This window comes from Nocardia grenadensis (assembly GCF_050942415.1).
Lineage (GTDB): Bacteria > Actinomycetota > Actinomycetes > Mycobacteriales > Mycobacteriaceae > Nocardia > Nocardia grenadensis.
In genome coordinates this window covers 3,641,835-3,664,451 of sequence record NZ_CP192054.1, presented here as the reverse complement: position 1 = coordinate 3,664,451, position 22,617 = coordinate 3,641,835, and the positions used below count along the sequence as shown (strand labels likewise).

Below are 22,617 nucleotides of genomic sequence, written 5' to 3'. Positions count from 1 at the left end.
CGTGGTGCGGTCCGAACTGTCCGCCGCGAGCGACGTGATGCTGCCGTATCGGGTCGTACGACGTACCCTACGGACTTCGGACACGGTCACGGTGCTGCTCCGGCCGGTCCACCGTCGGACCGCACCTTTCCGGGCCGGACAGTTCATGATGCTCTACAGCTTCGGAGTGGGGGAGGTCGCCATCTCCCTCAGCGGTGACCCCACCGCCGAGGACGGGCTGCTCGAGCACACGATCCGGACTGTGGGCGCGGTGAGCCGCGCATTGAGCGACACCTCCGTGGGCGGACTGATCGGGGTACGCGGGCCGTTCGGCACCGGATGGGATGTGGAAGCGGCCGCCGGTGGCGATATCGTGGTCATCGGCGGCGGTCTCGGGCTGGCGCCCCTGCGACCACTCGTGCTCGCCGTGCTTGCCGCCCGCGCCGACTACCGGCGGGTCACGGTGATCACCGGCGCGCGGTCGCCCGCGGAAGTGCTGTTCGGGCAGGAGCAGGATCGTTGGGCGCGTACCGGTTCCGTCGAAGTGCTGCGTACCGTGGACCATCCCTGCCCGGGCTGGACGGGCCGGATCGGTTTCGTCACCGAGCCCCTGGCACAGCTGACTATCGACCCGGGCCGGACGACGGCATTTCTGTGCGGCCCGGAACCCATGATGCGATTCTGCGCCCAGACGCTGCTCGGCAAGAAGGTGCCCGGCGAACGTATCCGGGTGTCGCTGGAGCGAAATATGAAATGTGGTGTCGCCCGGTGCGGGCACTGTCAGCTCGGCCCGCTGCTGCTGTGCCGGGACGGTCCGATCGTCGATTACGCGGTGGCCGAGCCGCTGCTGGCGGTGCGGGAACTATGAGCGCGCCACCGACTCTCGCGGTCTGGAAATTCACCTCCTGCGACGGATGCCAGCTCACCCTGCTCGACTGTGAGGACGAATTGCTCGCGCTCGCGGGCCGGATCCGCATCCTGCATTTCACGGAGGCGTCGAGTGCGGTGGAGCCGGGCCCCTACGATGTCTCCCTGGTCGAGGGTTCGGTGAGCACCCCCGAGGAACTCCGGCGGGTCATCGAGATCCGCGAACAGTCACGCATTCTGGTGGCCATCGGAGCCTGTGCGACGCACGGCGGTATCCAGGCGCTGCGTAATTTCGCCGACATCGAGGAATTCACTTCGGTCGTCTACGCGCAGCCCGAATACATCGCGACCCTGGCCACGTCCACCGCGATCTCCGAGCACGTCCCGGTCGATTTCGAGCTGCGCGGCTGTCCGATCGATCGCCGGCAGCTGCTCGATACGCTGTGCGCGTTCCTGGCCGGGCGGGCTCCCGATATCCCGAACACCAGCGTCTGCACCGAGTGCAAACGCCGGGGCACCACCTGTGTGACCGTCGCCGAGGGCATTCCGTGCCTGGGCCCGGTGACCCAGGCGGGATGCGGGGCGCTGTGCCCGGCCTACCACCGGGGCTGTTTCGGCTGCTTCGGCCCGATGGCCCGGCCCAATATCCACGCGCTGCTACCGATTCTCCGGATCAACGGCATGTCGGTCGACGAGGTCGATCGTGCTTTCCGGACCTACGCGTGCGGCGCACCCGAATTCGCGGAGCACCGTCGTGACGACCCGGCGTAGAACACTGACCGTCGATTCGCTGGCGCGGGTGGAAGGCGAAGGGGCGCTGCATATCGTCGTCCACGACGGTGCCGTCGAGTCCGCCCAACTCCGGATCTACGAGCCGCCGCGGTTCTTCGAGGCACTGCTGCGCGGCCGGGCCTACACCGAGCCGCCCGACATCACCTCCCGGATTTGCGGGATCTGCCCGGTGGCCTACCAGGTGAGCGCCTGTAACGCCCTGGAACAGCTCTGCGAGGCGCAACTGGATCCACCACTGCGCGAGTTGCGCCGGTTGCTCTACTGCGGAGAGTGGATCGCCAGCCACTGCCTGCACATCTTCCTGCTGCACATCCCCGATTTCCTCGGTTTTCCCGACGCGGTGGCGCTGGCCCGGGTGGAGCGTGAGCTGGTCGAGCAGGGGCTGGCGATGAAGAAAGCGGGCAATATGCTGCTCGAGCTCATCGGCGGCCGCGCCATCCATCCCGTGAACGTCCGCCTCGGCGGCTTCTATTCGACGCCCGAGCCACGAGAATTCGCCGCGGTGGCCGAACAGTTGCGCCGGGGATTGGACAGTGCGGTGAGTACTACCCGGCGAGTGGCCGATTTCGACTTCCCCGAGGCCGAACTGGACTGTGACTTCGTATCGGCGACGGATGCGGCGCACTATCCCATCGAAACCGGCGAGGTCCGGACCAGCGGCGGTCTGCTCTTCCCCGCCGACGACTTCGCCGCTCACCTGGTCGAGCATCAGGTGCGGCACTCCACGGCCCTGTACGCCACCTTCGACGGCCGCCGCTACCTCACCGGTCCGCTGGCCCGGTACGCGCTGAACTCCGCTCGGCTGTCGCCGGTCGCCCGCCGGCTCGCGGCGGAGGTCGGGCTCGGCAGCGTCTGCCGGAATCCGTTCCGCAGCATTCTGGTCCGGCTGGTGGAGGTCGCCTACGCGATGGAGGAGGCGCTCGAACTCATCGGGCGCTACCGGCGCCCGCCACGCCCCTCGGTTCCCGTACACCCACGCGCCGGAACCGGCTACGGCGTGAGCGAGGCGCCCCGGGGACTGCTGTACCACCGGTACGACATCGGTGCCGACGCCCTCGTACGGTCCGCCACCATCGTGCCGCCGACCTCGCAGAACCAGGCGGTGATGGAGGAGAACCTACGCCGGATGGTGGGGGCGCACCTCGACCTGCCGGACCCGGCGCTGACGGAGCTCTGTGAACGAACGATCCGAAACTACGATCCGTGTATCTCCTGTTCGGCGCATTTCCTGACCCTCGATGTGACGGGTCGATGACCGCTACGCGCGCCGTGGTCATCGGGATCGGAACCGGCTGTCGCCGTGACGACGGCGTCGGCCCGGAGGTCGCGTCGCGGATCGCCGTCCTGCGGATTCCGGGCGTGCGGGTGGCGATATCGGACGGAGAATGCACCGGCCTGCTGGATCTGTGGACCGGATCGGACCTGGCGGTCGTGGTGGACGCGGTGATCGGCACTCCGTCGCGGCCGGGGCGGGTCCGGCGGGTGGACGGGCAGTGCCTGCGCGGCTCCTCCGCTGTGACGAGTTCGCATGCGCTCGGCGTGGCCGAGGCCGTACGACTGGGCGAAGTACTCGGCCGGCTGCCGGGCCGTCTGGTGATCTTCGCCGTCGACGTCGAACGACACGATCTCGGAATCGGTCTGTCCGCGCCGGTGGCGGCCGCGGTACCACGGCTGACCGCGGCGATATGCGGCGAACTCGAGCAGTACACGCGCGGTCGGCGCCGTACGGCCCGGTCCTATCCGAGTTTGGGTGGTCCCTCGTAAGGACGCTGCAGGGTGGCGAATTCGGAGCGGTCGCGACGGTGACCAACGTGTCCAGTAGTTGGGTGGCCCGGTCCGGGTCCGGTGGAACGGTGAGCACCGGACCGGCGAATCCGTGACCGTCGACAGTGCTGATGGACTGCCATCGAGCCCACCGAGCGCCGTCTGGCTCGCGCGGTGTGCCCCGGCTACCTCGGCGTCGTAGCCGGGGATCGTCGAGTACGTCGACGAGAGCACGGTCGAGGCCTGCCTCGGCCAAGGCGGCGGGCGGCCGACTCGTCGTCGAGGTCCGGGTCGCGCGGGTGCAGTCGGCGTCCACGGACAGGTAGAGCGGAGTGAACGCCCCGAGACCGGCGGACCGTACGGCCGGTCATCGGCCGGCGGCGGTGTCCACGATATGGACTTCGCCGACGCCGGCGACCGTGCGGGCCATCGCGGCCACGACCCGCTGTTCCGACTCGTCGGCGAAGATCCCCTGGATCGTCACGACACCGTGGCCGACATCGATATCCCATTGGCGATGGCTACCGGCGTAGTCGTCGAGCAGGGCTCGCACCTTGGCCGCTATCGCGGCTTCGTCGGAGACCAGTGCCCGCAACAGGTCGCGGCGGGAGACCATGCCCACGAGTATCCCGGCCTCGACCACCGGGAGCGACCGCACGTGGTGTTCCAGCGCGGAGGCGGCCACGGCGGCCGCATCCGTGGTGGGCCCGACCACCTCGACCGGTACGGTCATGGCGGTTTCCACTGCGGCGGTGCTCGTTTCGGCGCTCATGGCGTCGGATTCGGACAGTATTCCCACCACACGGTCCTCTTCGTCCACCACCGGCAGCGCCGCGAAACCGTGACCGGTCAGCAGGGCGACCGCTTCGGGTAGGGGCGTGTCCGGGTGGACGGTGACCACCGGGCGGCTGAGAATATCGCGTGCGCGCATCGTAACGACCTCACCTGCTTTCCGGGACGATCAGGAATGCGACCGCGGTGTAGCGGCAGGTGGGAGCCGCCGCGGATCGCTTCTCCAATTCAGACTCGCTGCCCGGTGCCCGAGAGCACCAGTGCATGAATACCTTTATCCGGGGACCGAAGTCCCGGCCTCGAAGCCACCACGCGGGAGTCGCCGATCCGGCGTAGTGCGGCCGGCCGGTCGTCGGCGGCGCCATCGCAGCGCCTCGTCGGCGGCCCAGACCACGACGGGAAAGGGAAGTATCAGCCCCACCATCCACGGATCCAGCCCGATGGTGCCGAAGATCTGCTGCAGCGGTGGCGCGTAGATGAGCGCGGCGGCGAACACGATCTCGAACGCACAGCCCGCCAGCAGCAGCCGATTGCTCGTGAGACCGACCGAGAACAGCGACGCCCACTCGGTACGGGCCGCGAACGCGGCGCCCAGCTGACAGGCGACGATACCGGCGAAGGTCACGGTGGTGGCCTGGACATAGGCATGGTGCAGCGGCGCGCCCGGTCCCACGGGCTCGCCGGGGCGCCAGCCGGCGGCACCCAGGACGATGAAGAAACCGGTGGTCACCAGGAGCGCCGAGACCACGCCGAGCAGGGCCCATGCCCGCACCAGCAGCCATCCGGTGATCACACCCTCGCGCCGCGGGCGCGGCGGGCGGTCCATCAGACCCGGTTCGGCCGGTTCCCGGCCGAGCGCGAGCGCCGGCAGTGTTTCGGTGCCGAGGTCGATCGCGAGGATCTGCAAAACCGTCAGTGGTAGCGGGATCAGACCGCCGGACAATGCGAACAGCAGGAAGGGCACGACCTCGGGCACCGCGTGCGCGAAGATGTACAGCACGAATTTCCGGACATTGTCGAAAACCCGGCGCCCTTCCTCGATACCGGTGACGATGGTGGCGAAATTGTCGTCGGTGAGGATCAGGGTCGCGGCTTCGCGCGCGACATCCGTACCGCCACGTCCCATCGCGACACCGATATCCGCGCGCCGCAGGGCCGGAGCGTCGTTCACCCCGTCTCCTGTCATGGCCACCACTTCGCCGTTGTGGCGGAGCGCGTCCGCGATGCGCAGCTTCATCTCCGGGGTGGCCCGGGCGAAGACGATCTCCCCGGATTCGGCGAGGACAGTGTCCAACCGGTCGTCCGACATCGCGTCCACCGCCGTGCCGTCGATGACGCGGTCGGCCCCGAGCCCCACCCGCCGCGCGATCTCGGCCGCGGTCCGCCCGTTGTCGCCGGTGATGACGTGCACCGTGATACCGGCGGCGTGGACGGCTCGTACGGCGGCGGGGACCTCCGGCCGCGGGGGGTCGAGCAGACCGACCAGACCCACGAACCTCAGGTCGCGCTCGACGTGCCCGGGGTCGGTGGGCGTGCCGGGATCCCAGCGGCGCGTGGCCACCGCGAGCACCCGTAGCCCCCGGCCGGCCAGTTCGTCGATCTGCGCGCGGACCCGCTGCGGCGTCGTATCCGCCGGCCACCGGGTGCAGCGGGGGAGCACCTCTTCGGGCGCGCCTTTGACGTGCACACGGGGTGTTCCGTCGACGGAGTCCACCGTCGACATCATCTTCCGCTCCGGGTCGAACGCGTTGAGCACCGAGCGCTCGGCGTCCCGTTGTGCCGGGGACAGGAGGTGGCCGCCGTCTGCCGCGTATTGCAGGAGTGCGAGTTCCATGGGGTCACCGCCGGGGTGGTCGCCCAGTTCCGCGGTAGCGCACCTGGCCACGATTTCGGCGGTCTCGCCCGGTGCGCCGGTGACCTCCGCGACCCGCATCGAGTTCATGGTGAGGGTGCCGGTCTTGTCGGTGCACACCACCGTGGTGGAGCCGAGGGTTTCGACCGCGGACAGGCGTTTGACCACGGCACCGCGCCGTGCCATGGATCGGACGCCGGCGGCCAGCGCGAGCGTGATGGTGGGCAACAGGCCTTCCGGGACATTGGCGACCAGCAGGCCGATGGCGAACAGGAAAGCTGATCCCAGCGACAACCCGGCCAGCAGTCCGAGCGGCAGGAAGGCCGCGCCCGCGCCCACCGCGACCGCGGCGATCAGCCAGGCGACCCGGCGGACCTGATGCTCGAGCGGGCTCTCCTCGGGCCGGACGTGCTGGGACAGGGCAGCGATTCGGCCGAGTTCGGTGTGCACACCGGTGCCGTGCACGAGCGCACGGCCCGATCCACCCACACAGGCGGTGCCGGTGAAGACGAGTACGGGTGAATCCAGTGATCGATCGGCATTGTCGAGGGCGCCGGCGCGACGGTCCAGGACCTCGGATTCGCCGGTGAGCGCTGACATGTCGACCTCGACACGGCCGTCGATCATCCGTGCGTCGGCGGGGATCCGTTCGCCCTCTTCGAGGAGCAGGACATCGCCGCGTACCAGCTGTCCGGCCGGCACCTGGATCCGGTTTCCGTCGCGTACCGCCCACACCTGTGCGGGCAGGAACCGGCCCAGTGCCCGGACCGCGTGTTCGGCCTGGCTCTCCTGCCAGAAGGCGAGAACCGCGTTGAGCACGATGACCACCAGGATCGCGATACCGAGCGCGACCGCCCCGCTGCCGAGGGCGAGTGCCGCCGCCACCCACAGCAACAGGGCGAGCGGGTGACTGAACTGGCGGCCCAGCGCCACCCACCAGGGCTGCCCGCGCCGCCGCGGGAGCTCGTTGGGGCCGTAAAGTTCGAGCCTGCGCGCGGCCTCCCGGGAAGTGAGTCCCTCGGGGCTCGTCCGCAGGTCCCGCATCAGAGCCGAGACAGGTTCGCGCGGGTCGACCACCGCCTCGGAGCGCACCTGCTCGGGCGGATGTGCGGATTCGGCAACGAAGGGCACGCCGACGTGCTCAGGTCGCGTGGGCGACGAGGACCGGGCAGTGGGCGCGCTGGACCACGATATTGCTCTTGGAGCCCAGCAGCAGTCCGCGGAAACCACCGCGTCCGCGACTTCCGACAACGATCAGCTGCGCGGACTCCGACCACTGGATCAGGTGCAGATCCGGTCCGGCCAGATAGGTCCGGCGGGTCACCCGGACACCGGGATATTTCTCCGTCCAGTCGGCCAGCCAGGTGCGGAGCCGGGCGTCGGCCGCCTCCGCGATCGGCGGGTCCTCGATCATGTCCGGCATGCCGGCGAACCAGTGGGCACGCAGATCGTGCCAGGTGTGGATCGCGATCAGGGGCGCACCGCGCGCGTCCGCCTCGGCGAAGGCGGCCGCCGCGGCAGCCTCGCTGCACCGGGAACCGTCGAGCCCGACGACTATCGGCCCGTGCCGGTGCGCGGGCCGGCCGGGCGTGGCGCAGCATGCGACGACTACGCGGCCGTGGCCGTGCGCGACCACGGCGAGCAGGGTGGAACCGAGATGGGTGAGGGTCGATCCGTGGCCGGAGGCGCCGAGGACGGTGAGGTCGGCGGTCGCCGAGAGGTCGATGAGCCGCCGGGCCGCACCTTCCTCGGACAGTTCGGTCTCCACCGGCAGCGACGGGTCGATGCCGAGAGCCTGCTCGCGTGCGGCCGCGAGGATTTCGGCACCGCGGCGGCGGATGGTGTCGACCACGGGTGGTTTCACGGCATCGTGGACTCTCCGGACGGCCCGAGCCGCGTGCAGGTTGTAGCCGTGCACGATGCGCAGCGCCCGGTGGCGTTGGGCGGCTGTCTCGCTCGCCCACCGCACCGCCGGCTCGGATGCCGCGGAACCGTCGACGCCGACCACGATCTGTCCGGGTCGCGTGGACGCGATATCGTCCACGGGTTCCGGTTGCCGCTGCGTTGCTGCCGTCCGGTTCATTGCCCGTCTCCGGGCGTGCGGCCCGCGGAGGCGATCGTGATCCGGTCGTGGTGCGGCTGTAGCTCCGGTGGTGCCGTCACCCCCGCGGCCAGCAGGATGCGATGGGCCTGCTGGGCGGCGGCGCGCATCCGGGCGTCGTCGGCCTCGTCCGGCTCGACCGGAGAGCGTTCGAGACCGCGGGCGAGTACACCGACGGCTTCGCCCAGCGCGCGGACCGATGCGCTCAGGTCGGTGGCATGCGCGTGGGCCCGGTCCTGCTTCCGGCGCCCGGACCCGTCGGCGGACGTGGACGCCGCGCCCGACAGCAACCGGCACAGCGGTTCGGGCAGAACCCCGAAGACCCGGCCGAGCTGCCCTGGCGAGAACCTTCCGGCGAGCACTCCGGTCACCGCGCCGGCGATGTAACCGACCTCGCCGCGCTCGACCCCGGCCTCGCCGGCGAACCGGGCCGCGAAATCCTCCGCGTTGTGCGGTAGCGGTACCCGGCTCGGCACCCAGCCGCTGTAGTAGGTGCCGCGGAGCAGTTCGGGTAGCTGGGCGGCCAGATGTGCCGATCCGGCGACCCCGAGCTGATCACGAACCGTGTGTAACCAGGCCCGCAGAACTCGATACGCGCGGGGTTCGTCGGTCCCGAGGGAGGCCGCTACCGCGCGTATCCACTCGTGCGCTGTGCCCGCGGCCGCGGCCACGGGATCATGGGGATGAGACATCGGAGGTCCTCGCTTACGGTCGGGTTACCGCGGCGTCTCCTCGATCCGCTCTCCGGGTTGCGGAAATTCGTCGCGGACGCTGTATTCGCAAGTCTCGCGCTCCGGAACAGCTGCTGACAGAGCAGAAAGTCACCGGCGGGTGGGGGCGGCCCGGGTCGTGGCCGGGGGCTCCGGGCGCGCGGCAGGGTGCGCCGCTTCCGCGTGCACCGACGTGCCATGAGCCGGCGAGACGGCCGCTGAGCACTAGCCGACGCCCGCGTCGCCGGTGGCGAAGGCGTCGGGGTGGACGGTCAGGAAATCGGTCACGGGTCTGCGTGGGGTGGGCTCCTGATCCGAGCGGTGGGGCGCGAGCCCGACGCGAAGCACCACCTGCGCCGTGCCGTGCCCACCGATCAGGGTCGATGCGATGCGCCGGGTGGTGGGGAGTTCGGTGATATGGGTCAGCGTGCAGGTCGCCAGGCCGGCCGCGGTGCATTCGAGCAGAATCTCCGACAGCGCCTCGCCGGTCCGCAGCCACGCGAGACCGGACTCGCCGGCGGTGGCGAGCACCCAGAGCTGTGCCCGGTCCTCCTGTTCGCCGCCGTGTGCGGCGCGCGCCGGAGTCGGGAACTTGCGCCCGACCGGTACCCGGGCGGCTTCCACCTCCGAGACCAGGGCCGTGGCCGGTACTCCTTCGGGAAGGTTCTCGTGACCGGCCCACCACTGGAGTTCACTGTGGTAGGGCATGTCGTAGTGCCGGAGTGCGGCCGAGTGTTCCGAGGCACGGCTCAGCCGGGCGGCCGCCTCCGCGTCGAGGACGTCCAGCTCGACCCCGTACTTGTGGGCCGAAAGCCGGGCCGCCTCGGCCCGGCCGGACAGGTCGCCCGGATCCAAGAGGGAGAGGCGGTCGGTGCGGCGGCGCTCGATGACCGCGGGGAGGGTGCGCAGCGCGGCCGGTGCGTCCGGCCACGGTGCGAAGGTGAGGACGGCCAGGAGACCGGGGTCGCCGGGGTCGGGCATGCGCTCGACTCCGGTCCGCCACCCGGCGGACGCGAAAGCGGCGCGGACATGGTGCAGCATGGTGCCGCAGCTGATCACGAGTTGGCGGCCACTGGGGTCGGCCGAGGTCAGCAGCCGTTCGTCGTCGCGGTAGAGGCGCAACCGGCCGTCGCGGTACACCCACCGCCAGGGCTGCGTATTGTGCACCGACGGCGCGCGTGCCGCTACGCGCATGGCCGCGAACAGGGTGGCGCGGTCGGGTGCGTAGGTGGCGCCGGGGACGTCGTTGTCGGTCATATCGCCAGTGTGGAGGTGTATCCCGGTGCCGGGCAGGGCCGGTCGACAGTACGTAGGACACACAATCCGGGGCCCGCGGGCCCTCCGGTTTCACGACATCGGACCCTGTCGGCGGTTGCCCCGGCTCCGGTTCCGAATGCCCGGACCGGTGGCCGACGACGTGATCGGTCTCGGTACGGAATTAACGAGCTCCGTGGCCGACGGCGTGATGAGCGTGGGCGCCGACGATATCGTGACCCGTCCGAGTTCTGTGGTGGCCTTCGGGTCGGGTGTGCGCGCAAACGGAAGGCCGGCGTGTCCTCACCAGGCCGGATGGCCGCGGGACGGGTTCGGTGGACCCGCCGGGTCAGGGCAGCGGCGCGCTCCAGCACAGGACGGTGCCGGCGGTCGGTTTGCGGCCCACCGTGCAGTGTCCGCCGGCCCGCTCCGCGCGGACCCGCAGGTTGGCCAGCCCGCTACGCCGCCGGATTTCGGGCGACAGCCCGATACCGTCGTCCGCCACCTCGAGAGTCACCTCGTCGCCCACCCGCAATTCGACCGACAGGGTGGTGGCGCGGGCGTGCCGCACCACATTGCTGACCGCCTCACGCAGGACCGCCTCGATATCGTCGGACAGGGGCGGAGCGAGGACGGTGACGGGCCCGCTGAGCCGGATCGTGGTGCGCAGGTCGGTCTCGGCGGTCAGTTCGGTGACGATGCCGTGCAGGTGCCGGCGGTAGCCGGCCGATTCGGTGGTCGTGGTGCTGTGCAGATCGAAGATCGAGTGCCGGATCTCCTGCATGATCGATTGCAGGTCGTCGATGGTTTCGCCCAGTCGTGCCCGCACTTCGTCGCTGCGGGCGCGCTGCAGGGTGCCCTGGAGGCCGAGGCCCAGGGCGAAAAGGCGCTGGATGACGTGGTCGTGCAGGTCGCGGGCGATCCGGTCGCGGTCGGCGACCACATCCAGTTCCCGCATCCGGCGCTGTGTCTCCGCCAGCCGCAGGGCCAGGGCCGCCTGGTTGGCGATCACCGTCATCATGGCCCGGACGGCGGGATCGAAGGTATTGCCGTCGGGTGGTTGGACGGTGGCTAGAACCCCGATGATGGTGTCCTCGGCGCGCAGCGGGAGCACGAGGGCCGGGCCGAAATCCCCGGAAATTCCCGGTGACACGTCGGTGGCCAGCTGATCCACAGCGATCGTCTGCCCGTGCCGGAAGGCCTTACCCGATTGCGAACCGTGCAGTGGCAGCCGTCGTCCGCGTAATGCGTGGGTCTGCTCACCGGATACCGCGGCGATGGTCAGTTCCCGGACCTCATGGCCGGGGAGGTCGGGATCATCGGGCAGCGCCACGAAGGTGCACGCGGCGCCGGTGAGGGTGCGTGCCCGCTCGGTGACCAGATCGAGGATGTCCTGCGGTTCGCCGCCCGCGAGCAGTTCGGTGGCCACATCCCGGGTGGCCTCCAGCCAGTGCTGGCGCCGCCGGGACTGCTCGTAGAGGCGGGCGTTCTCGATGGCGATACCGGCCGCCGCCGCCAGGGCCTGCACCACGACTTCGTCGTCCTCGGTGAATTCCTTGGCCCCGATCTTCTCGGTGAGGTAGAGATTGCCGAACACCTCGTTGCGCACTTTGACCGGTACGCCGAGAAAGCTGTGCATGGGCGGGTGGTGCGCCGGGAAGCCGACCGACGCCGGATGCTCGGAGATATTGGTGAGGCGGATGGGTTCGGGATGCTGGATGAGCACCCCCAGTACCCCGTGGCCGCGGGGCAGATCGCCGATCCGGTGGCGGGTGGCATCGTCGATACCCTCGTAGACGAATTCGGCCAACTGGTCACTGGCCGAATCGGTGCCGCGGACGCCGAGCGCGCCGTATCCGGCATCGACCAGCTCGATGGCGGTGTGCACGATCGACCGCAGCGTCTCGTCCAGATCGAGGCCCGCGGTGATGGATAGCATCGCCTCCATCAGCCGATCCATCCGGTCACGCACATCGACGATCTGGGCGATGCGTTCCTGCACCTCGTCCAGTAGTTCGTGCAGCCGCAGCTGGGACAGCGTTTCGGTCACCGGGGGCCGGTCACTCGTCGCGGGCACCTGGCGTTCCATACGCAGTATTCTTCCACTGGCCCGGCTTCCGCCGCTACCGTCCGACCTGGTCACGGTCTGTTCACGGGTCACCTGCGGTCGGGCGGGATGATCTTGGTCGCGAGCACCGCGGCCTGGGTCCGGCGTTCGACGCCCAGTTTGGTGAGCAACCGCGAAACGTAGTTCTTGACGGTTTTCTCGGCCAGGAACATGCGCCCGGCGATCTGCCGGTTGGTGAGCCCTTCGCCGAGCAGCGCGAGCAGGGTGCGTTCCTGTTCGGTCAGTCCGGCGAGCGGACCCGTGGCGGTTTCGGCCTCGGCCCGGAATTTCGCCATCAGCGCGGCCGCCGCCCGGTTGTCCAGCAGGGATCTGCCGGCCGCCACCTCACGAATGGCGCGTACGAGCTCCAGGCTGGTGATGTCCTTGACGACGTAGCCGCTGGCGCCGGCCAGAATGGCGTCGAGCATGGCCTGGTCGTCGGTGAAGGAGGTGAGCATCAGACACCGGAGCTCCGTATTCGCCGAGAGCAGTTCCCGGCACAATTCGATGCCGTTGCCGTCCGGTAGACGGACGTCGAGGACGGCGACATCGGGCCGTAGCGCCGGGATCCGGGCCAGCGCCTGGGAGACGCCGGCCGCCTCACCGACGACCTCCAGGTCCGTTTCCGCCTCGATCAGGTCGGCGACCCCGCGCCGTACTATCTCGTGGTCGTCGACCAGGAACACCCTGACCATGGTCTCGCCTCTCTCGGGTATGAGTTGTTCTCAGCGTACGGAGTGACGAGACCCCGCGGCGGCGGCATGGGCCTCGCATTCGACGACGAACGGCTCTTGACCGGCCGGTCGTTCTGTGCAGGCGCACTAGTCGTGCGCGTGTGCCACCGCTGTCAGTACGGCGATGAGCCGTTCCCTGAGTTGCTCGGCCGCCGGCCCCAGCGCCGGTTGCCCGCTGCATTCCACGAGCGACCTCGGGTCGGCCGTTTCGACGACAGTGCTCGAATCCGCCTGCCGCACGGTGATATCGCAGGGCAGCAGTGGGATGATCCGGCCGTTGGCCCGGACCGCGGAGGTGGCGAGGGTCGGGTCGAAGGCCCCGACGAGCAGGTGCTCGGCGGTGTCGGCGCGGGCCCGCGGACTCGTTTCGGCGGGAACCTGCAGTTCGTACAAGATCTCGAAGTCGCAGTCCCGCAGTGCTTCGCGGACCGCTCGCGCCACCACTGCGACGGACCTGGGAATCCGCACGCTCAGCCAGGTGGAGGTAACCGGGACGCGTATCTCGGTGAGCAGGTCGGCAGGGGTGACGGCCTGGTCCGGCGCGATCCGATAGATCTCGGTGGGTGGCCCGGTGGCCTGGAGACCGGAGTACCGGAGCCAGTCGTCGAGCGCGCGGTAGGCGGCGCCGATATTCGCATAGTCGCCGTAGTGGCAGGTACGCGCGTAGCACCGGGGTTCGGTGCGGCGGAGAGTGAATTCGCCGTCCGCGGTGCCGGCGGCTTCGACCGGTAGGACCAAGTCGACCTCGGTGGCCGAGCCGGACCGGAAATCACCGTGGTAGGTGGTGGCGGGCGGACCGACCGGCAGCAGGCCCAGGGTTCGGACGAGGCGATAGAGGTCGGTCATGCCGTCCCGGATATCGTCACCCGCCCGGTCGCTCCGTACCGTCCGGCGGATGGTGAGAACGGTGTGCGGAGCCGATTCGTGAAGATTTACCCGATATGCCATGACGCGCCGATCCTTTCGCCGCCGTCGGCCGCCGCGGCGGCGAGCGTCGCCGTTCGATCGGGTGCGCGCACGCATGACCGAACTCGCCGTCCCGGCCGGCGCGGTACTCGCTTCTCCGTCTCGCTGCACGCGACGATGCGTCGACGATAAACGGGGCCGGCCGGGTGTCCCCAGGGTCGCTCGGCTCCCGTGCCGGGGACATTGGGCCCCGGTCGAGGGCATGGGGTTTCCGTGACGCGGAGGCGGAGAAGTGGTGTTCGGATCCGCCGGTGTGCCCGCGGCCGCGGCGAGCCGGGAAGGTACTTGGTGAGCGGCGGCAGAGGGCATTCGACCCTGTCTCTTTCCTTGCCGTGGTGGTGATCTGGGGAGAGGCGCCGACAGAGGAAGCGGGGAAACGAGGTGATCGGTCCCGAACTGGCCCCGGGCCACGGCGGAGTTCCGCGGCGAACCGTGCCGCTGGAGCGCGCCGAAGCCCTGCGCCTGCTCGCCACCGCCCCCTTCGGGCGCCTCGTGTTCACCGCCGACGCGCTGCCCGCGGTGCGGCCGGTGAATCACCTCATCGGCGACGACGGGGAGGTGATCGTGCGGACCCAGCCGTTCGCCGGGCTGTCCGGGACGGCGCTCGGCCGTCCCGCCATCGTCGCCTATCACGCCGACGAGATCGACCCGGTGCGCCGGATCGGATGGTCGGTGCTGGTCACCGGACCGGCACGGCTGATCACCGCCGAGGAACTCGCCGCGGAGTACGCGCGGCGGCTCGGCCCCTGGGACGATCCGGACAGCGGCGTCGTCATCGGTATCGAACCCACCCTGGTCACCGGGACGCGGTTGATCGCGGAGGTCGCGGTGTGAACCCGGTGACCATGCGGGCGTGGCGGGTGGACGCGCCCAGAAGTATCGACCGCAAACCGATCATCGCGCGACGGGAGCCGCTGCCACGACCGGGCCCGGGTGAACTGCTCGCCCGCGTCCTCGCGTGCGGTGTGTGCCGGACGGATCTGCATGTGGTGGAGGGCGACCTGTCCGTGCACCGCCCGCATGTCGTACCGGGCCACGAGGTCGTCGCGGAGGTCGTCGCCACCGCGGAACGGGGGGATTTCACGCCGGGGGATCGCGTCGGGATCCCGTGGCTGCGGCACACCTGCGGTGTGTGCGAATTCTGCCGGAAAGGTGCGGAGAACCTGTGCCCGGAGTCGCGGTACACCGGATGGGACGCCGACGGCGGGTACGCCGAGTATGTCACGGTCCCCGCGGAGTTCGCATTGGCCTTGCCGGTCGGATACGCGGACCGGGAGTTGGCGCCCCTGTTGTGCGCGGGCATCATCGGCTACCGGGCCCTCACCCGCGCCCTCGTACCCGAAGGCGGAGTACTGGGAATCTACGGATTCGGCGGCAGCGCCCATCTGACGGCTCAGGTCGCCCTCGCCCGGGGCGCCCGCGTCCATGTCATGACCCGCGGCGCCGCATCCCGGCAACTCGCGCTCGGTCTCGGTGTGACGTCGGTACAGCACGCCGCGGATCCACCCCCGGAGCGCTTGGATTCGGCCATTCTGTTCGCCCCGGTGGGCGAGCTGGTACCGCCGGCGCTGGAAGCCCTCGGGCCGGGCGGGACCCTGGCGGTGGCGGGTATCCATCTCACCGGTATTCCCCCGCTCGACTATCGGCGCCATCTGTTCCGTGAGCGGCAGGTTCGCAGCGTCACGTCCAATACGCGCACCGACGCCCGCGATTTTCTCGCCTTCGCGGCGCGCCACCGGCTGCGGGTGACGACCCATCCCTACCCACTGGAGCGGGCCGACCAGGCCCTCGCCGATCTCGCGCACGGCCGCTTCGACGGTGCCGCCGTGCTACTGCCCTGATATCGGGCGAAGAGTTCCGGTCCGCCGGCGCCCGGTGCGAAGGCGGCGCTCGACGCGAGGCCGGCCGGGTGTTCCCGACCGCGCCGCCGCGTCGATACGGATCCGCTCAGGCGCGGGGCCGGGCGATGATCAACGGTACGGAAACCCCGTGCAGCACCGCCTGGCTCGTCGAGCCCAGGCTCATCCCGGCGAAACCGCCGCCACCGTGACTGCCGACGACAACCAGTTGCGCGCCCTCGGCTTCGTGCAGCAATCTCCGTGCGGGCCGGTCCTCGACGACGACACGGGTCACCGGGACATCCGGGTACTGCTCGGTGTGCCCGGCCAGGCTCTCGGCCTGTAGCGTGCGCGCCTGCTCCTGCATCTCGGCACGCGACCGGTACCGGAAGAACTCCGACCAGGTGGTGACCGCGACCAGACCGGTGCCGCGCCGGGAGGCCTCGGCGAAGGCGATATCGACGGCCTCGGCGCTGCGCGGTGACCCGTCCACGCCGACCACCACCGGCGTGCCGGGGCGTTCGCCGTGTTCGGCGTAACTCTGCGGGACCACGGCGACCGGGCAGTGCGCATGCCGCGCCAGGGAGGTGCTCACCGAGCCGAGCAGCCCCCGCCCGATCGCGCTACGGCCGTAGGTGCCCACCACGACCAGGCGGGCGGTCCGGGATCTCTCGATCAGCGTGGGCGCCGGGTCGGGATCGACCACGAGCGTGGTGATCTCCAATTCCCCGGCGATTTCGCGGGCGATCTTCGCGGCGGAGGCGCATACGGCCTCGCCGTCGGCCCGCAGCGCTTGATTGTCGAAGGCGACGACCCCGAGCCCGGGCCCGAAATCCAGTGGCGCCCCGACGGCGTACACCAGGTGCAGCGGGTCGCCGTGTGCGGCCGCTGTCCGGGTCGCCCACTGGACGGCGGCGAACGACGCGGCCGAGCCGTCGACACCGACGACCACGGGCTCTCGGGTATGTGTGCTCACGGTGGGCTCACCCTTTCGCTCATCGGCATCGGAATCCGGGCCCGCCTACCGGCCACGGTTCTCCGCCGCTCCGGTTCCTCCGGATACAGCGAGATTAAAGCGCGGACCACGCCGACGATGGGGGCGTTGGTCCCGGTCGGAAGAGACCAAAGTCGATTCCCGGCCGCGATATTCGGCGCCGATCCGGCCGACCCGGGCCCTGATCCTCCGGGACGGGGGACCTTCGGCACTCTCGCGAGCCTGCCGGGGTCGGTCAGTATGCAGGAATGGGGTCGCGGCGACCCGGTGATATGTGCGGGGCAGCGGAGGTGTCGGCATGCGCGAGCAGAAGCCCGATGAGAACACTGTGCGTGCGGTGCTGGAGCGCGCCTGTCGCGCGCCGTCTCTGCACAACAGTCAACCCTGGCGGTGGCGATGGGACGGCAGCACACTGGAGCTCTTCGTCGACGCCGAACGGCTACTGCCCGGTACCGACCCCTTGAACCGTCAGGGCATCCTCGCCTGTGGTGCGCTGCTCGACCATATCCTCGTCGCATGGGCGGCCGCCGGCTGGAATGCGCGCGTCGCCCGGTTCCCGGAACCTCCGGTACGGGCGAATCTGGCCGCGCTGTCGTTCGCGGGGCGGCGCGAGCCGTTCGAGATCGATGTGCTGTCCGCCGCGGCGATCGAGAGCCGATACACCGACCGAGCGCCCATGGCCGCCCCCGGCGGCTGGACCGAACTCGAGCCGGCGCTGCAGAGTTTGTGCCGGCACCGCGATACCGCACTGCACGTGGTGGACCCGCGTCTGCGAGCCGAGCTGGACGGTCTCTCCCGGACCACCGCGAAATTGCGCCGGCACGATCCCCGATACCAATCGGAACTGCTGTGGTGGGCCGGGGCCGGCACCCACGGCGGTGCCGGGATCCCGGCCGGTCGGCTGCCCGCGCCGGACCTGGCGGCCCAGGTGCCGGTCAACCGCAGTTTCCCGGTGGGTGCACTGGGCGCGGCCGACGAGGACGTCCCCCCGGACGACGCGATGATCGTCGTACTGTCCAGCCGCGACGATACGGTCGAGTCGCTGCTGTGGTGCGGGGAGGCGCTGTCGGCGGTACTGCTGGAGTGCACCGTCGAGAACCTGTCGACGTGCGTTCTCACCCATATCACCGAGCTCGCCTCGGCCCGCGAGAGGGTCACCGAACTGGCCGGGCCACGGTTCCCGCAGTTGCTCGTCCGGTTGGGACGCGCGCTGGCGCCGCCACCGCCGCGTACCCCGCGGCGTGCTACCGACGAGGTCCTCGAGGTCGTCGATATCTCCGCGGCGGGGTGAGCCGTCACGACGCTCGCGGTCGCGGCCGGGCAGGGCCGGTGAGAGGCGGCATCCGGGGCCGAGAGTTTCTGTCGGCCGAAGAAGCGGACTTTCGTCCCTGTCGGGCCGGGCGCCGGGCCGGTCACACTGGATTCGTGGCTCACAGTGCGGCCGCGCCGCGGATCGATACGCGCCGTCACGACGCGGTGATCTTCGATATGGACGGGGTGGTGACCGACAGCGCCTCGATACACGCCGCGGTGTGGACCGAGCTGTTCGACGCCTTCCTCGCCGCACGGCCGGCCGCCCCCGGACAGGACCGGTCACCGTTCACCGAGGTCGACTATCTCAAGTACGTGGACGGTAAGCCTCGCTATCGCGGTGTGGCCGATTTCCTCGCCTCCCGCGATATCCGGCTGCCCTGGGGTGGTCCGGCCGATCCCGAATCGGCCGAGACCGTATGCGGTGTCGGTAACCGCAAGGACCAGCTGTTCCGCGAGCGTGTCGCACGCGACGGTGTCGTGGCGTTCCATTCCACCGTGGCGCTGGTTCGCCGCCTCCGCTCCGAAGGCATCCGGACCGCCGTGTTCACCGCCAGTCGCAATTGCGAGCAGGTGCTCGCCGCGGCCGGTCTCGCCCACCTCTTCGAGGTCCGGGTCGACGGGGTGGACGCGGAAGAACTCGGCCTGCCGGGGAAGCCGGATCCGGCCGTGCTGCGCGAAACCGCGGCGCGTCTGCACTGTGCGCCGAGCCGGGTCGTCGTGGTGGAGGACGCCGAAGCCGGGGTGGCGGCGGGCCGCAACGGGGGTTTCGGACTGGTGGTGGGTATCGACCGGGCAGGTGACGGGGACAGGCTGCTGGCCGCGGGCGCCGATACTGTGGTCGACGACGCCGCCCGGATCGGTGTGCGCGGCGGGTTCCGGCGGGTCGGTGAGGTCCCCGATGCTTTCGAGTACTGGCCGCGGTTCGCGGATCTGCTGGAGACCGAGAAGCCCGCTGTGCTACTGGATTTCGACGGGACCCTGTCCGAGATCGTCACCGACCCGGCCGCCGCCGAGATGGTGGAGGGCGTGGCCGCGACCCTCGCGGATCTGGCCGCGCGGTGCCCGGTTGCGGTGCTCAGCGGTCGTGGGCTCGACGATCTGCGGGCGCGGATGCCGGTCCCTGGCATCTGGCTCGCGGGCAGCCACGGTGTCGAACTGATGGCGCCGGACGGCAGCGGCCATCTGCCCGGCGCACTACCGGGCGCGGAGGCCGACCTCGCCGGTGCCGCCGCGGATCTGCGGGTGCGACTCGGCGATATCGCCGGGATCACTGTCGAGCACAAACGGTTCGCCGTGGCCGTGCACTTCCGGGCGGCGACGGACGCGGACGTGGCCGAGGTGATCACCCTCGTCGGCGCGACCGGGCGCGCGCGCGGTCTGCGGGTGACCTCCGGACGCAAGGTGATCGAGTTGCGGCCGGATGTGGACTGGGACAAAGGTGACGCACTGCGCTGGATCCTGGACCGGATCGACGGACCGGTGGTCCCGCTGTACCTCGGTGACGATATGACCGATGAGGACGCCTTCGACGTCGTCGGGCCGGACGGGGTCGCCGTCGTGGTGCGGGCCGCGGAGAACACCGGCCGATACACCGCCGCCCACTTCTCGGTGGACGGCCCCCGCCGGGTCGCGGATCTGCTCGCCCGGTGCGTGCGGTTGCTCGGCACCGGCCCGGCCGCGGCGGAAGCGGAGACGTGGTCGTTCGCCTATGACGGCTACGACCCGGAACAGGAAAAGCTCCGCGAGGCGCTCTGCACCGTCGGCAACGGCTATTTCGCTGTGCGCGGAGCCGCACCGGAGAGCCGGGCGGGACCGTGTCACTACCCCGGCACCTACGTGGCCGGGATCTACAACCGGCTCTGGGACCGGGTGAACGACCGGACCGTCGACAACGAAAGCATGGTCAACCTGCCGAACTGGCTACCGGTGACATTCCGGGTCGCCGACGGTGACTGGTTCGATCTCGACACCGCCGAACTGCTGGACTATCGGCAGCGTCTGGACCTGCGGCGCGCCGAACTGATCCGGTGGTTCCGGTTCCGGGACGGCGCGGGCCGGATCACCAGGGTCGAGCAGCGGCGATTCGCGGCGATGCACCGTCCGCATCTGGGAGCCCTCGTCACGACTGTGACGGCCGAGAACTGGTCGGGCACGCTCCAGCTGCGGTCGATGATCGACGGGGCGGTGAGCAACAGCCTGGTCGAACGCTACCGGGCCCTGTCTGGAGTACATCTGGACGAGGTGCAGACCGCCCGGTTGTCCGAGGCGGCCGTACTTCTCGCGGCACGCACCGGCGACTCGGAGATCCCGCTGGCCGTGGCGATCCGCGACCTGCTGCGTGGGGGGACCGCGCGCGCCGTGGAAGTGCGGGAAAGCAGCCGTATAGGTCACGAGTTCGGCGTCGAGATCGGAGAAGGCGACTCGGTAACGCTCGAGAAGACGGCAGCGGTGTGCACGGGCCGGGACCGCGCCTCGTCCGGTCCTGCGGACCAGGCCGGACGGTTGCTGGCGGCGGCGCCGGATTACGCGGCACTCTTCGCCGGACACACCCGGGCCTGGGAGCGGATCTGGGGCAGGATGCGAATAGATCTCGACGGCGACGCGGGGTCGGTGCGCGTGCTGCGGCTGCACCTGCTGCATTTGATCCAGACCCTGTCGCCGAATACCGTGGAACTGGATGTGGGCGTGCCGGCCCGGGGGCTGCACGGTGAGGCCTACCGTGGTCACGTCTTCTGGGACGAACTGTTCGTTTTTCCGGTGCTGAACCCGCGTATCCCGGCGCTGACGCGCTCGCTGCTGCGTTACCGCCACCGGCGGCTGCCCGAGGCCCGCCGCGCGGCCGCGGCGGCCGGCGTGCCGGGTGCGATGTTCCCCTGGCAGTCGGGTGGCGACGGACGTGAGGAGAGCCAGCAACTGCACCTGAACCCGCTCTCGGGCCGATGGAATCCGGATCCGAGCCGACGGGCGCACCATGTCGGAGCCGCCGTCGCCTACACGGTGTGGCAGTACTACCAGGCCACCGGCGATCTCGAATTCCTCGCCGACCACGGCGCCGAGTTGCTCGTCGAGATCGCCCGGTTCTGGTCCGGGCTGGCCGATTACGATCCCCGGCGGGGGCGGTATGTGCTCTGCGGTGTCATCGGTCCCGACGAATTCCACACAGGCTATCCGCACGCTCCGCTGGCGGGCGTCGACAACAACGCCTACACCAACGTCATGGCCGCCTGGACCATCACCTGTGCGCTCGAAGCGCTCGATACGCTCGCCCCGCGGGCCCGCGCCGAACTACTGGAGCGGCTCGGGGTCGGTGCGGCGGAGCCGGCCCGGTGGCGTGAGGTCGCCCATCGGATGTACGTGCCGTTCCACGACGGCGTGATCAGCCAGTTCGACGGCTACGAGCGGCTGCGGGAACTGGACTGGGAGCACTATCGGCGCCGCTACGGCAATATCCAGCGGCTGGACCGGATACTGGAGGCCGAGGGCGACGATATCGGCCGCTATCGCGCGGGCAAACAGGCCGATGTGCTCATGCTCTTCTACCTGTTCTCCGCCGACGAACTCCGCGAACTGTTCACGCGCGCGGGCTACGAGCTGCCGGGGGAGATGATCCCGCGGACGATCGACTACTACACGGCGCGGACCTCGCACGGTTCCACATTGAGCGCCCTGGTGCATTCGTGGGTTCTCGCCCGGGCCCACCGCGACCGTGCCATGGAGTTCTTCGAGCAGGTGGTCCGCTCGGATGTTGCCGATATCCAGGGCGGGACCACCGGCGAAGGTATCCATCTGGCCGCGATGGCGGGCAGCGTCGATTTGCTGCAGCGCTGTTTCACGGGTCTGGAGATACGGCGCGACCAGCTCATCTTCTGTCCGTACTGGCCGAAAACCATGGGCACTCTGTCTTTTCCGATGATGTATCGGGGCCACCGGCTGATCGTGCGCGTCGATGGCCGCCGCGTCGAGATCGGGTCGGAGCCGGGGAACGCGCCGCCGATCGAGGTGGTCTGCCGTGATCGGCCGGTGTGGCTCGAGCCCGGGGAGACGGTCCGGCTGATCGATCGTCCGCCCACCGGGGTGCCGTATCCGGAGCCCGGACACGGTTCGGCGTCAGCCCGTCCTCAGGAGCCCGGCGCCGGGTAGTGCCTCGACGAGAAGTGATGTGCCACGACGTCCTCTTGCGCACGCAGTTCCGCGCTGGTGACCACTCGCGAGTCCGGTCCCGGGAAGGTCAGGGCGCGATTGCCGGTGTCTGTCCAGTGCACCAGATAGGGTGGGCCGCCGTCGGCGCCGTGTATCTCCTCGATCAGACCGCGCCGCACCGTCCTCCCGACCGCGTGTCCTTCCACGATCAGCCAATCCCCGGGTGCGGCCCGCATGAATCGACGACCTCCTCGCGCTGGATCCGATCGGTGATACGGCTGCGCCGACGGACCGGCCGCTGCGGGTGACCCGCCGGGCCGCTGTCGACCTACCGAACCGCTTTCAGCTTCCGCCCGGCACGGAATGGCCGGGAGGCCCGATCGTCATCGACCGAGGGGCATTAGGTCCTCCGC

Annotated in this window: 18 protein-coding genes; 8 read left to right on the top strand and 10 right to left on the bottom strand. The window is 70.0% G+C overall.

Features of this window, described 5'->3' with window-relative positions:
- Positions 1-37 precede the first annotated feature (37 nt).
- From ACQPYS_RS16735 to ACQPYS_RS16720, 4 genes are read left to right on the top strand one after another with little or no spacing between them, the layout of a single operon-like run.
- Entirely contained in the window at positions 38-847 is an 810-nt protein-coding gene (locus tag ACQPYS_RS16735; protein ID WP_431938451.1) for an FAD/NAD(P)-binding protein, read from the top strand.
- Positions 844-1,617 (top strand): oxidoreductase, encoded by a 774-nt coding sequence (locus tag ACQPYS_RS16730; protein WP_433490101.1) that lies wholly within the window; start codon positions 844-846, stop codon positions 1,615-1,617. Before ACQPYS_RS16735 ends, ACQPYS_RS16730 begins: the two co-directional genes overlap by 4 nt.
- The gene (locus tag ACQPYS_RS16725; protein WP_433490100.1) at positions 1,601-2,893 is read left to right on the top strand and encodes a Ni/Fe hydrogenase subunit alpha; all 1,293 of its coding nucleotides are present in this window, start codon (positions 1,601-1,603) and stop codon (positions 2,891-2,893) included. Before ACQPYS_RS16730 ends, ACQPYS_RS16725 begins: the two co-directional genes overlap by 17 nt.
- Complete coding sequence (locus tag ACQPYS_RS16720) at positions 2,890-3,402, top strand: hydrogenase maturation protease (RefSeq protein ID WP_431937817.1); 513 nt, start codon at positions 2,890-2,892, stop codon at positions 3,400-3,402. Before ACQPYS_RS16725 ends, ACQPYS_RS16720 begins: the two co-directional genes overlap by 4 nt.
- 367 nt (positions 3,403-3,769) lie before the next feature.
- Here ACQPYS_RS16720 and ACQPYS_RS16715 read toward each other — a convergent pair whose 3' ends face one another.
- The 8 genes from ACQPYS_RS16715 to ACQPYS_RS16680 form a co-directional block, all read right to left on the bottom strand.
- On the bottom strand, positions 3,770-4,333 hold the full coding sequence (locus ACQPYS_RS16715) for a CBS domain-containing protein (RefSeq protein WP_063034840.1): 564 nt from the start codon (positions 4,331-4,333) through the stop codon (positions 3,770-3,772).
- A 135-nt stretch (positions 4,334-4,468) separates the two neighbouring features.
- On the bottom strand, positions 4,469-7,177 hold the full coding sequence (locus ACQPYS_RS16710) for a cation-translocating P-type ATPase (RefSeq protein ID WP_433490099.1): 2,709 nt from the start codon (positions 7,175-7,177) through the stop codon (positions 4,469-4,471).
- 10 nt (positions 7,178-7,187) lie between these two features.
- Positions 7,188-8,129, bottom strand: coding sequence for a universal stress protein (locus ACQPYS_RS16705; protein ID WP_431937820.1), 942 nt, complete (start codon positions 8,127-8,129; stop codon positions 7,188-7,190).
- Positions 8,126-8,839, bottom strand: a complete 714-nt coding sequence (locus tag ACQPYS_RS16700) for a DUF2267 domain-containing protein (RefSeq protein WP_431937821.1) — start codon at positions 8,837-8,839, stop codon at positions 8,126-8,128. Before ACQPYS_RS16700 ends, ACQPYS_RS16705 begins: the two co-directional genes overlap by 4 nt.
- Positions 8,840-9,082: 243 nt before the next feature.
- Complete coding sequence (locus ACQPYS_RS16695; RefSeq protein WP_433490098.1) at positions 9,083-10,114, bottom strand: Acg family FMN-binding oxidoreductase; 1,032 nt, start codon at positions 10,112-10,114, stop codon at positions 9,083-9,085.
- A 346-nt stretch (positions 10,115-10,460) separates the two neighbouring features.
- Positions 10,461-12,200, bottom strand: coding sequence for a GAF domain-containing protein (locus ACQPYS_RS16690; protein WP_431937823.1), 1,740 nt, complete (start codon positions 12,198-12,200; stop codon positions 10,461-10,463).
- A 68-nt stretch (positions 12,201-12,268) separates the two neighbouring features.
- A complete protein-coding gene (locus ACQPYS_RS16685) occupies positions 12,269-12,913 on the bottom strand; it encodes a response regulator (RefSeq protein WP_431937824.1) in 645 nt (214 codons plus the stop codon).
- A 126-nt stretch (positions 12,914-13,039) separates the two neighbouring features.
- Positions 13,040-13,900, bottom strand: a complete 861-nt coding sequence (locus ACQPYS_RS16680; protein WP_433490097.1) for a GyrI-like domain-containing protein — start codon at positions 13,898-13,900, stop codon at positions 13,040-13,042.
- 399 nt (positions 13,901-14,299) lie between these two features.
- On the opposite strand from ACQPYS_RS16680, the gene ACQPYS_RS16675 reads away from it, so the two are divergent.
- On the top strand, positions 14,300-14,752 hold the full coding sequence (locus tag ACQPYS_RS16675; RefSeq protein WP_433490096.1) for a pyridoxamine 5'-phosphate oxidase family protein: 453 nt from the start codon (positions 14,300-14,302) through the stop codon (positions 14,750-14,752).
- Between the two features lie 11 nt (positions 14,753-14,763).
- A complete protein-coding gene (locus ACQPYS_RS16670; RefSeq protein ID WP_433493065.1) occupies positions 14,764-15,759 on the top strand; it encodes a zinc-binding alcohol dehydrogenase family protein in 996 nt (331 codons plus the stop codon).
- A gap of 106 nt (positions 15,760-15,865) precedes the next feature.
- Here the strand turns inward: ACQPYS_RS16670 and ACQPYS_RS16665 are convergent, their stop codons facing one another.
- Positions 15,866-16,732 carry a universal stress protein gene (locus ACQPYS_RS16665; RefSeq protein WP_433490095.1) on the bottom strand — a complete coding sequence of 289 codons (867 nt, stop codon included), beginning with the start codon at positions 16,730-16,732 and terminating at the stop codon, positions 15,866-15,868.
- 316 nt (positions 16,733-17,048) lie between these two features.
- Here ACQPYS_RS16665 and ACQPYS_RS16660 point away from each other — a divergent pair, with 316 nt between their 5' ends.
- Together ACQPYS_RS16660 and otsB are read left to right on the top strand one after the other, a co-directional pair.
- A complete protein-coding gene (locus ACQPYS_RS16660; protein ID WP_433490094.1) occupies positions 17,049-18,041 on the top strand; it encodes an Acg family FMN-binding oxidoreductase in 993 nt (330 codons plus the stop codon).
- A 134-nt stretch (positions 18,042-18,175) separates the two neighbouring features.
- The gene (gene otsB, locus ACQPYS_RS16655; protein ID WP_433490093.1) at positions 18,176-22,204 is read left to right on the top strand and encodes a trehalose-phosphatase; all 4,029 of its coding nucleotides are present in this window, start codon (positions 18,176-18,178) and stop codon (positions 22,202-22,204) included.
- Here the strand turns inward: otsB and ACQPYS_RS16650 are convergent.
- The gene (locus ACQPYS_RS16650) at positions 22,183-22,440 is read right to left on the bottom strand and encodes a DUF1918 domain-containing protein (RefSeq protein ID WP_431937829.1); all 258 of its coding nucleotides are present in this window, start codon (positions 22,438-22,440) and stop codon (positions 22,183-22,185) included. The genes otsB and ACQPYS_RS16650 overlap by 22 nt on opposite strands.
- Positions 22,441-22,617 lie beyond the last annotated feature (177 nt).